The organism is Phaeodactylibacter xiamenensis, from assembly GCF_965229835.1.
Taxonomy (GTDB): Bacteria; Bacteroidota; Bacteroidia; order Chitinophagales; family Saprospiraceae; genus Phaeodactylibacter; species Phaeodactylibacter xiamenensis.
Window position 1 is genome coordinate 2,399,566 of sequence record NZ_OZ245931.1, and the last position, 11,522, is coordinate 2,411,087.

General features: G+C 51.4%; 5 protein-coding genes. 1 reads left to right on the forward strand and 4 read right to left on the reverse strand.

Going from position 1 to position 11,522, the window contains the following annotated elements; genetic code table 11:
* The first annotated feature begins 264 nt into the window (after positions 1-264).
* The gene (locus tag ACO08I_RS08875) at positions 265-2,130 is read left to right on the forward strand and encodes a hypothetical protein (RefSeq protein WP_282775135.1); all 1,866 of its coding nucleotides are present in this window, start codon (positions 265-267) and stop codon (positions 2,128-2,130) included.
* 200 nt (positions 2,131-2,330) lie between these two features.
* Here the strand turns inward: ACO08I_RS08875 and ACO08I_RS08880 are convergent, their stop codons facing one another.
* From ACO08I_RS08880 to ACO08I_RS08895, 4 genes are all read right to left on the reverse strand, one after another.
* Positions 2,331-4,091 carry a PKD domain-containing protein gene (locus tag ACO08I_RS08880; RefSeq protein WP_421949094.1) on the reverse strand — a complete coding sequence of 587 codons (1,761 nt, stop codon included), beginning with the start codon at positions 4,089-4,091 and terminating at the stop codon, positions 2,331-2,333.
* A gap of 12 nt (positions 4,092-4,103) precedes the next feature.
* Positions 4,104-4,787: a PKD domain-containing protein gene (locus tag ACO08I_RS08885; RefSeq protein WP_421949095.1), complete on the reverse strand. Its 684-nt coding sequence runs from the start codon at positions 4,785-4,787 to the stop codon at positions 4,104-4,106.
* A 1,092-nt stretch (positions 4,788-5,879) separates the two neighbouring features.
* Complete coding sequence (locus ACO08I_RS08890; protein WP_421949096.1) at positions 5,880-7,643, reverse strand: PKD domain-containing protein; 1,764 nt, start codon at positions 7,641-7,643, stop codon at positions 5,880-5,882.
* A gap of 63 nt (positions 7,644-7,706) precedes the next feature.
* On the reverse strand, positions 7,707-11,474 hold the full coding sequence (locus ACO08I_RS08895; RefSeq protein WP_421949097.1) for a T9SS type A sorting domain-containing protein: 3,768 nt from the start codon (positions 11,472-11,474) through the stop codon (positions 7,707-7,709).
* Between the last annotated feature and the right edge of the window lie 48 nt (positions 11,475-11,522).

Sequence of the window (11,522 nt, forward strand, 5' to 3'; positions counted from 1 at the left end):
ATGAACACGCTCTGCAACCTCTGCGTAAAACCCTCCGCGATCTCCGCGTGAAACCCTTTTGCGAACTTTACGCGAACCTCCTCCACGATCTCTGCGTGAAACCCCTCCGCGATCTTTGCGCGAAACCCTTCCGCGACCTTCGCGTGATCCCCTCCACGATCTCTGCGTGAAACCCCTCCACGGACTTCGCGCGAATTCAATCCCAAACGCCCATAAAACAACCCAACCTTTCTTATCTTCAGCCCCGAAACCAAACCCAGACCATTGGATACCACTCCTCCCATCATCAGACGGGCCCTGCTCGCCATCGCCCTGCTTTTTCTGGCTGGTTACGTGCTCATCGACCGGTGGGATGAAGCCCTGTACTACGGCGACAGCAACAGCTACTACCTGCACGTGGTCTCTTTTTGGGTTAATCAGGACGTAGGCGACTACGATGCGACCATCAGCAGCCTGCAGGCCGCCAACCCCGGTTCTGCCGATCCCCGCGAGGATGAATTTGGCATACGCCTCACAGAACGGGGGCGGCGCTACATCAAATACACCCTGGGCGTGCCGGTGATGGAAACGCCCTTTTTCCTCCTGGCCCACGCCTGGGCGAAAGCCACTGATGCTTACACCGCAGATGGCTGGAGCAAGCCCTACCTGCTGGCGGTCAGTTTGTCGACTATCGTTTACCTGATAGCAGGGTTCTTTTTGCTCAGCCGGGTCCTGCAGCGGTATTTCAGCAGCAGGGTGACGGCGGTGGTGCTGCTTACCCTTGCTTTTGCCACCAACGTATTCTACCACGCCACCTACGTTACGATGGCGCACGGTTTTCTATTTTTCAATTACTGCCTGCTCTTATGGCTCACCGAAAGGTTCTACGACCGCCCCGGCCGGGCCAAAGCATTCGGTATCGGCCTGATTGTGGGCCTGATTGCCCTGACGCGAGTGCCGGAAGTCATCAGCCTGCTCATCCCTCTGCTGTGGGGAGTGAATAGCGCGACAACCCTGGGCGAGCGCTGGCAATTTTTCCTGCGCCGGCCGGCTTACCTGTTGCTCGCCGGGCTGGGGCTGGGGCTCGCCTTTAGTCCGCAATTGGGTTACTGGTACTATGTGAGCGGGCAGTTGTACTTCAATCCCTACGAAGGTGAAGGCTTCAACTTCCTGCAGCCCATGATTTACAAAGGCTGGTTCGACTTCTCCAATGGCTGGCTGATTTACACCCCAGTGATGCTCTTCAGTCTGATCGGGCTGTTCCGACTGCGCCGGCATGCTCCGGGCAAGCTGCTGCCCATTGCACTGTTGGTGGGGCTGCACGCCTACATCCACTACTCCTACTACGCCTGGACCTACTTCCCGGGGCTGGGCTCCCGGCCCATGGTGGAGACCTATCCCCTTTTAGCTTTTGGATTGGGGGCCTGTTTCGCACCTTTACTTAGGCACCGTTGGGCAGCCGCAGGATTGGGGCTGGGGCTGCTGTTTTTCGCCTGGCTCAACCTGTTTCAAACCTGGCAGATGAAGAAGGGTATCATTTGGTCGGAGCGAGGCAATGCCGCTTTCTACCTGGAAACCTTCGGCACGCTGCAGCCTACCTGGCACTCCATGGTTGCCTTCGACACGAAGGAGCGGCAACCCCGTGACACGACCACGCTACAAGCAGCCGGTCTGCTTTTCCGGGAAGGCTTTGAGTCTGCCGATCTTCCGCACCGTTCTACTGAGCAGGTTTTTCAGGGGCAGGGCGCTTTGCTGCCACCTGATGGCGACTACACCCTGTCTGATCAGATTGCTTTGGATACTGCACAGCCCGGCGACTGGCTCCGCATCAGCCTCCGTGCCTATATGCCCGCAGCCGACCGCATCTGGAACCGGGACCTGGGCATCATCCTCTTTGCTGAATTGCGAAATGCAGATGGGCGCCGCAAAAAACGCCGCCTGATGCGCCCTACTTCCTACATCGGCAACAGCGGCTACTCCATCTGGCAGGCCGGTACTCCTGACCAATGGGGCGAGGCGGCTTTCTTCCTCCGGCTCCCGCGCGGCTTTGAGCCCGATTGGCAGCTGCGGCTATACCTACGCAATCCGGCAGGGCAACGGGTGTATTTGGATGAGGTGCGGGTGGAGCGTTATTATTTTACCCCGGAATAACTAGTGGTTGATCACCGCCTGAAGCTGGCGCCGCACAATAATTTTTGTGCTGAACTACAAATTTTGATGTAATTTTTTGTAGTAAAGTACAAATTTTTACGCTTTCCGGATTTTCCCTTACCCCTCCAATCTGCTGAAAATCCAATGGATTTGACCGCAAACTTATAGACGATTTACCTGGGATTTGTAAAAGAGAAGCATTACCGATTACCAATCTTCACCACCTTCCCCACTTCCAGTACGCGCCCCTGCTCCTCCACCCGCCAGGTGTAGACGCCCGCCGGGTGCCCGCTCAAATCCAGCGTGTTGAAGCCCGCGGAAAGGCGCTGGTTGAGGACGGGCCTGCCCATCGCATCGTATACCAACGCATTGGCCTGTACGGGTAGCCAACCCGCCCGCAGCGAAAGGCTGAAGCGCTCCCGGAAGGGGTTGGGAAAAGCGGTGGCAAGTGGGAAAGTTTCCGCTTGCTGGGTGGCTATGACGGGCTCTGTAAACTCCAGCGTTTTGCATTTTGTGTCACTGCCATTGGCGTTGCTGACGGTGAGGCAGACCTCGTAAGTGCCGGGGCCGGGGAACGTATGAGCGGGCAGGGTATCCATACTGCTGCTGCCCTCGCCGAAGTCCCAGGACCAGGTGGCCGGCTCGTAGTCGCTCAGGTCGTAAAACTGCACCGTGAAGGGCATGAGCGTATCCTGCTCATAGCGCCAGCGGGAGAGCGGGATATTGTCGATGCCGAGGGTATCACAGGGGCTGCCGTCTATGGGGCCGAGGCGGTAGTTGGGGTAGTTGGGGACTGAGCCTACGTTGAAATTGGGCAGCGCTACGCCTCGCTGCTCTATGCGGCAGTCCGGGCAGGGGGCATCGGGATTGTGGATAACGTGCATGTAGCGGGTGCCTACTCCACCGCAAATGTATATTTTACCATCTGGGCCACGCTGCGATTGGTAGAAAGTAGTAGGATTAAAATCAATAAAACCATCGTACTCGGCAACCTGAGTACGAGTTGATAAAATGTCATCTGCCCAAAGGTCATATTGATAGAGATGGATGCCCGCTCCAAGGTATAAATACCGGGACCCTTTTGCTACTGCCGCACCTCCTCCTCCTCCAAATTGATCAAAAGCTTCCTGACGGGGATTGCTGAGCAACCCTGTGCAACGGTCAAAATCGAAAATATTCAAGTTGTCCTGTTCTCCACCTCCTACACTGTTATACCGGATATGCTTATTGCCATCTGGAGTGAAAAAGGCTTGGCCAAGACCTAAATTACCTCCTTCACCGATTTGTTGAGTGCCCACCCATTCAAGCCCGGTTGGAGTCAAAAGTAAGCGGTGAAACTCCTTTAAGGTGTAACGGGCTACAATCACCCACCAATCCCGGCCATTGGCGTGGCGGCAGGCACTAAGCTTCCCATAATCTAAGGTATCTAATAGCACTTTATCCTTCCTGATCACAACCTTCCCCAAGCCATTATTTTCAATCGTATTTATTTTAGAAAAAAACAAGTCTTGTCCTGCAATTAAATTAGAGCTACCCAAGTCATAAGAAAAGTGCTGAGAATTAATAAGTGTTATTAAACTATCACCAACAAAAGGAGTAAATAATAGCCCATTCTGAGGTGATAGCCAGCCTGTTTCGTAGGGACTTTCATGCCAATCCATGCCACCATCCATTTTGGTGTGGTTTTTGTTGTAAATGTCTTTCCCGTCGTAATAACAAAATATTCCCCCTGCACTATCACTGTAAACCGCATTATTCCCCCAAAGTGTTGCCTGCCCTTCGTGCTGATGATCTAAAACCCGTAGCTCCTCATCCTCAAACCTCCACCACATCAGCCCAAACTCATTCGTAGTATCCGTACCTTCCCCACCGCTGTATCCCATCATCCAGTTGTAATCGTGTAATTGGGCGTGTAGGAGAGGGCTACAGAATAAAAGTAAATAACCAATAAAATACCGCATAAGACAATGGTTTTACCGATTACCAATCTTCACCACCTTCCCCACCTCCAGCACGCGCCCCTGCTCCTCCAACCGCCAGGTGTAGACGCCCGCCGGGTGCCCGCTCAAATCCAGTGTATTGAAGCCGGCCGACAGGCGCTGCGTGAGGACGGGCCTGCCCATAACATCATATACCACGGCATTGGCTTGTACGGGCAGCCAACCTGCCCGCAGCGACAGGCTGAAGCGCTTCCGGAAGGGGTTGGGGAAAGCAGTGGCAAGTGGGGCTGTTTCCACTTGCTGGGAGACCGTGACGGGCTCTGTAAACTCCAGCGTTTTGCACTTCGTATCACTGCCATTGGCGTTGCTGACGGTGAGGCAGACCTCGTAAGTGCCGGGACCGGGGAACGTATGAGCGGGCAGGGTATCCATACTGCTGCTGCCCTCGCCGAAGTCCCAGGACCAGGTGGCCGGCTCGTAATCGCTCAAGTCATAAAACTGCACGGTGAAGGGCGTGAGCGTATTCTGCTCATAGCGCCAGCGGGAGAGCGGGAGGTTGTCGATGCCGAGGGTATCGCAGGGGCTGCCGTCTATAGGGCCGAGGCGGTAGTTGGGGTAGTTAGGGACGGAGCCTAAATTGAAGGTGGGCAGCTCTAGGCCACGTTGCTCTATGCGGCAGTCCGGGAATGGAGCACCGGGATTATGGATAACGTGCATGAATCGATTAGATAGCCCTCCACAAATGTAAATTTTCCCATCAGGACCGAGCTGTGATAAATAAAAGGTTGTTGGATTGAAATCTATAAACCCATCATAATTTGCGACAACATTTTGAGTTTCAAGCAAATTGCTGTCAAGCAAGTCATATTGATATAAAAAGTTACCCGATGCAGTATATAAGTATTTTGAGTTTCGAGAAACTGCGCCTCCTCCTCTGAGGGCTGGAATGTCAAGGATTATTTTCACGTAATTATCAAACAGGCCTGTACAACGGTCAAACTCGTATATTGTCAAATGGTCGCCAACGGCGTTACTAACAGAATTGTACCTAATGTGCTTTTTACCATTTGGAGAAAAAAAAGCCTGTCCCCCTCCTATTGGCAATTCATCACCTATCTTTTGTGCCCCAATGTACTCTACTCCAATAGGCGTAAGTAGAAAACGGTGGAATTCATTTAAAGTATGCCGAGCTGCAATAACCCACCAATCTCGCCCATTTGCGTGGCGGCAGGCACTAAGTTTGCCATAATCTAAAGTGTCCTCTAAAATTTGCTCTCTTCTTAGAATTACAGCACCTAAACCATCGTTTTGGTTTTTGTTGATTATTGAGTAATAAAGGTTTTCTCCCGCTATTGAAGATCCTGAAGCAGGAAACTCAAAATTATTAATCTGAGTATTCAAGAATGCGAGCAAGGAATCTGAGTTAGGTATAGAAATAATTAACCCTGATTGAGCAGATATCCAGCCAGTAGAATAGTCTGATTCCAGCCAGTTTGCTCCGCCATCCATTATTAAATGTTGGCGATTGTAAATGTTTTGACCATCATAATAACAAAATAGTTGTCCTTCATCATCACTATAAGTGACGTTGTTCTCCCAAAAGTAAGCCTCTCCAAAGGCTTGTTGATCAATGACCTCTAAGCGTTCTCCTGCAAAAGCCAGCCGTACTAAACCGAAATCGTTCGATGTGTCTGTTCCTTCTCCACCACTATATCCCATCATCCAGTTATAGTCGTGTAATTGGGCGTGTAGGAGAGGGTTACCGAACAGAAGTAAAAAACCAATAAAATACCGCATAAGACAATAGTTTTAACGATTTCCAATCTTCACCACCTTCCCCACCTCCAGCACGCGCCCCTGCTCCTCCAATCGCCAGGTGTAGACGCCCGCCGGGTGCCCGCTCAAATCCAGTGTATTGAAGCCGGCAGACAGGCGCTGCGTGAGGACGGGCCTGCCCATAACATCGTATACCACGGCATTGGCTTGTACGGGCAGCCAACCTGCCCGCAGCGACAGGCTGAAGCGCTCCCGGAAAGGGTTCGGGAAAGCAGTGGCAAGTGGGGCTGTTTCCGCTTGCTCGGTGGTCGTGACGGGCTCCGTAAACTCCAGTGTTTTGCATTTTGTGTCACTGCCATTGGCGTTGCTGACGGTGAGGCAGACCTCGTAGGTGCCGGGGCCGGGGAACGTATGAGCGGGCAGGGTATCCATACTGCTGCTGCCCTCGCCGAAGTCCCAGGACCAGGTGGCCGGCTCGTAGTCGCTCAGGTCATAAAACTGCACCATGAAGGGCGTGAGCGTATCCTGCTCATAGCGCCAGCGGGAGAGCGGGAGGTTGTCGATGCCGAGGGTATCGCAGGGGCTGCCGTCTATAGGGCCGAGGCGATAGTTGGGGTAGTTGGGGACGGAGCCTAAATTGAAGGTGGGCAGCTCTATGCCACGTTGCTCTATGCGGCAATCTGGGCAGGGGGCATTGGGATTGTGGATAACGTGCATATAGCGAGTTCCAAAACCTCCGCAAATGTAGATTTTACCATCTGGACCGCGTTGGGAGGAATGGAAAGTGGTCGGGTTAAAATCAATAAAACCGTCGTATTCTGCTACCAAGGTGCGGCTTGAAAGAATATCTGCTGCCCATAGGTCATATTGGTAAAGATGAATACCTGCTCCAAGATATAAATACCGGGAGCCTTTTGCTACCGCAGCCCCACCGCCACCACCAAACTGATCAAAAGCTTCCTGACGGGGATTGCTGAGCAATCCAGTGCATCGGTCAAAATCGAAAATACTCAAGTTGTCCTGTTCTCCTCCTCCTACGCTGTTATACCGGATATGCTTATTGCCATCTGGCGTAAAGAAGGCTTGTCCACCTCCAATAATCACTTTATCCCCGATTTGTTGAGTGCCCACCCATTCAAGCCCGGTTGGAGTCAAAAGAAACCGGTGAAATTCATTAAAAGTATACCTGGCTACAATTATCCACCAATCACGACCATTCGCATGTCGGCAGGCGCTCAATTTGCCAAAATCCAGAGTATCTTGTAAGGCTTCTTCTTTTCGAAGTATGACTTTACCCAAGCCATTATTTTCCAAAAGATCAATAACTGAAAACAGTAAATCTTCTCCTGCAATATTTGAGATTGGAGTTAAATCAGGAAATGAGTTCGTAGTAGAATTAATAATGGACATAGAATGCTCTGAATTAGGAATTGGGAGAGCTAAACCGAGTTGTGGTGCTATCCACCCAGTTGGATATTCAGTTTCATGCCAATTGGCACCACTATCCATGGTGAGATGAACTTGATTATAAATATTCTCTCCATCATAATAACAAAATAATCTTCCACAACTATCACTAAAAGTCACGTTATTAACCCAAAGTGTAGCTTCTCCTACCGCTTGGTGATCAATAATCTCAAGGCTTTCGTCTTCAAACCTCCACCACATCAGCCCAAACTCATTCGTTGTATCTGTACCCTCCCCACCGCTGTATCCCATCATCCAGTTATAGTCGTGGAGTTGGGCGTGCAGGAAAGAGCTGCAGAGCAGGAGCAAGTAAACAATAAAGTATCGCATAAAAAAGGTATTAGAAAGCCATGCCATCTGAAAAATTCAAGTGGCATGGCTTTTCAGGAAGAATTATTTAATGACTTTTACGCTTTGAGTGCTGCCGTCTATCAAATGAACCACAGCAATGTACAGCCCTTTTGGGTAAGTGCTCAAATCCGCCTCCAGGAAGCGATCAGTGGCTTGCAGATTGAATTGGGCTACGCGCTGCCCGTCCGCTCTGTACAGGCTCAGCTCCTGAGCAGCATCCTGCCACTGTAGGGTCACGCTGTTTTGTACCGGATTGGGATAGGCGCGCAATTCGCTGGCAGTGGTGCTACCAGAGCTTGGTGCCTGGAAGGGCTGCTCGGGATTGCAAAGTGCTTCATCATCGTACGCCATGGACTCATAGGCTGCCAACACTGTACGGGCGTGCTGCACGCCTTTGCCGCCTTCGTCTGGGCACTGCTGAGCAATTTGCAGGAGGGTTTGCCATTGCTCACCGGAAAACGCAGGGGATGTCGTGGCTGTCATTTCCAGCAGTATCTGGAATACAGCCCATTCGTTAGCAGCAGCCTGTAACTCTGTAGCTATTGCTCCACCGGCGTTGAGCAGGCCAGAAGCTTCGGCCGGCACACTACTATACCAATCTGCGACCCACCCGGAGCGCTGCGCTAAAGCCCCTTCCAGCATCTCCCGAAGCTCGGCCCGCTCCGCTTGATAGGCTATTGAATCTATCGGAGAAAGCTCGGTATTCAAAATACTGTCTATTTGAGCTAGGCTAAGCAGGTACTCTTCCAATTGCACATCGCTTTCAGCAAGCTGGGCTTCTGCCTGGCTATCCAGTGCAAACAAACGCTGAGTGCCGCTTTCCATTTCCCCTACCGTCGCAACGGGGGTGTTGGCTGCCTCTTCCCAAAAAGCGGTCATTAGTGCATTGTCATTCAGCAGTTCCGGATGAGCTTGCAGTTTTTGGTAAACCGACCGCCTGCCCCTCCAGTCCCGGGTGGGGCCATATTCCCCGGCCTCCAGGTATCCCCCTTCTACAGCCGTGCTATCGTAGCGGGAAAGTTTGGGGTTGCGGGTTTCCCCACAAACCTGGTCGGCTTCGCAGTTTCCTGCTTCGAAGCCATCGTCGGGTACTATCCATGGTTGAGTCGTATTTGGAGTGCTTACATCAGGTAGAGGGTTTTTAGGTGTCATTGGAGGGTTTGTACTGAAATCAACTAAGTATAATGAATTAAGGACTTCAGATAATGCTCCCAAATGAAGTGCCTTCTGAGTGCCGTAACTCCCCAGCCATTCATTGCCAGGGTGGACTTGCAGGCTTGTCACGGCATCAGACTCACAGCGCAACCCGGTATCGTGGTCGAAGAAATCATTCTGCCGGTAGCGGGTGTCAGGGCAGGCCCCTTTGAAGCGCAGCCCGGTGCGGTGCCCGTCGGTCGTATTGCAGCAGAGGTATGTGTAGGCAGTGTTCAGCACTTCAATGCCCCGGGTATTGTGGCGCTCAGCTTGCATATTGAAAGTGACAGTGTTTTCCCGGATATTGTTGTGATCCCCGCTTTCGCTAAGATGGATCCCGGCACCTTCTTGCTTAATCAGCGTGGAGCTACCGGTATGGGCGACCAGGTTGCGCTCCACTTCCACCCTGTCTACAAAAGTCAGGGACACGCCATGCCCGTTATCGTCCGTCATACCTATAACGTTATCCTTTACGGCACCAGAGCTCGAAGGGCTAATGGTATTGGAAAAAAGCACACCAGCTGTGAAAGGGTAGTTGTTATTGTTCAGTTGAGCCAGGGTATTACTGCGCACAACGAAGAAAGGGATAGCCCCTGTGCTGTTCAGCCCGGCAATCCCATACTGCTCAAATTCCAGGTTATTATCGAATACTTCCTTCAAAACTGTAGACCCACTGTGGTTGGCTACTATCAGCCCATCCTTTGTATCTATGGAAGAATTCAAAGCAAAATTTACAGTTGCAATACCCGATTGGTTCTCGATATGGGTACAGCGCGTCAGTCCCTCAAAGTGGCTGTAGCCAATAAAAACCAGAGCAGCGCTGTTGTCGTTAAGCCCCGAAAAGACACCATGCCCCCTTAAGTTGTGGAAGTTGGCAAAGGCAGAAGGGAACGCAATAGTAGTGGGGTTAAAGCTACCGGACAGGTCTGAGATATTAGCCCCTCTAAGCCTTAAGCCGGTATTGAAGGTGATCAGACCATTGCGCACCTCCCGGAAAAAGTTACTATTGGGTGTACTCCCTATCCCCACTTCCAGCAGGTTGCAATTGGATGCTACGATACCTGCCAGCCCACTTGTGCCCGGTGCAGGTGCCTGTCCGGGATAGGGCGGCAATAAGCCAGCCGCAGTACCCTCGAAGGTATTCCCTGCAATCGGAAGTGGTTGATTGACCTGCTCGGGCGAGGCTGTCATGGTATTAGGCTTGTAAATCCCGATGTAATTGTCCTGAAAGACGTTGTTCGCAATGAGCAAGGTAGAATTATGCAAGGCTTGCACGGCGTATTGGGCACCCGATACCGTACTGGATTCTATGGATAAAGAACCTCCTCCCTCCACAGTAATCCCCTTCCACATACGCTCACACCCATTGAACTCTGATTTGAGGCCCTCCAGACTGTTCCCATTAGGTACGGTAAGTTCCACACCTTCGTCAAAATACAATATGGAGCCTTGCGCAAAAGTATAACTGGCAAAATCCACCACCGCATCCCCTTCAAAGTACAAAAACTGCGGAGTGGTAGCCGCTTGCACAGGCGGCAGCAGCCCTTCACTCAATAGTGCACTGAAATTGCCTCCGGAAAGGGCATAAAATGGCTGGCCATCCGGCAAGCATGCCTCCTCGGCAAAGCAGTACTTTTCCAAAGACTGGCTGAGCGTCCCCGTAGAGGTATGGTCGCAAACGGAACCGTCATAGCTTACTGTATAGTTCAGCCCCAGCGTAATAGGCGCCCCTAAAGGCAGTTCTGTTGTTTCATTATAGGTAAAAGTGAAGGTCTTACACATTCCAGAACTGACACTGGCACTTTGGCTGGGCGGTATCACCGATATGCTGGCAGGGCTGGCAAAAGGGGCGAAATTCAGGATTACGTCTTCGTCTGAACATATCTCGTAAGTCACCGACAGGGCATCGCCGCTGCACAGGTCGCCGGTTACATTGGTGATGGTAGCGGTGGGCTCAGTGAAGGTGGGCTCTTTTTGGAGTTGGATGTCGTCTATTACGCAGGCCGCATTCGAATCATCATTTGATGATACTCCAATGTTTATTCTCACTAACAATTGATCATAGGCATTATTGACAGTCACACAAGGAACTTCTATCGTCTGCCAGCCAGGGTTCAAAGTATTTCCAGGTATTGAAGCTATCTGCTGTGCACCTGCCACCAATGGAGGTGCTTGCAGACAAACCGGGTTTGCGATAGGAATCGTTTGTACTCCGGAGGATAGAAAAAATTCAATAGTAGGATTTGCGAACAAATAATTATTTGAGGGATTAATGCTAAACTTCAAACGGACTTCATCCCCCGCATTTGCAGGTACATCAAGTGCTGCAATTAATCCCTCTGAGAAGATAGCGGGAATATTATTCGATTCTGCAACATAGCAATCGAGCAATGCTGCATTTATCCCCTGTGGAGGGGAGGCATTAGCCGCAATAGCTGGGCGCCCAAACCAAGGGCTCCATCCTGGCATGCAATTGTTTCCATCGATCAGCTGCCCGTTAGTGCAGGGCAACGTAACAGGCACACAAGTTTCCACCTCAAACCCTTCTTGCAGCAAAAGCTGTGCGGAAAGGGGCGAAGCGGTGGTCAGGAGCAGCATGGCAAGCCAATTGAGCAAGCGCGGGGGATTTAAAACATTCATCGATATTTGGATTTAATAGGTAAA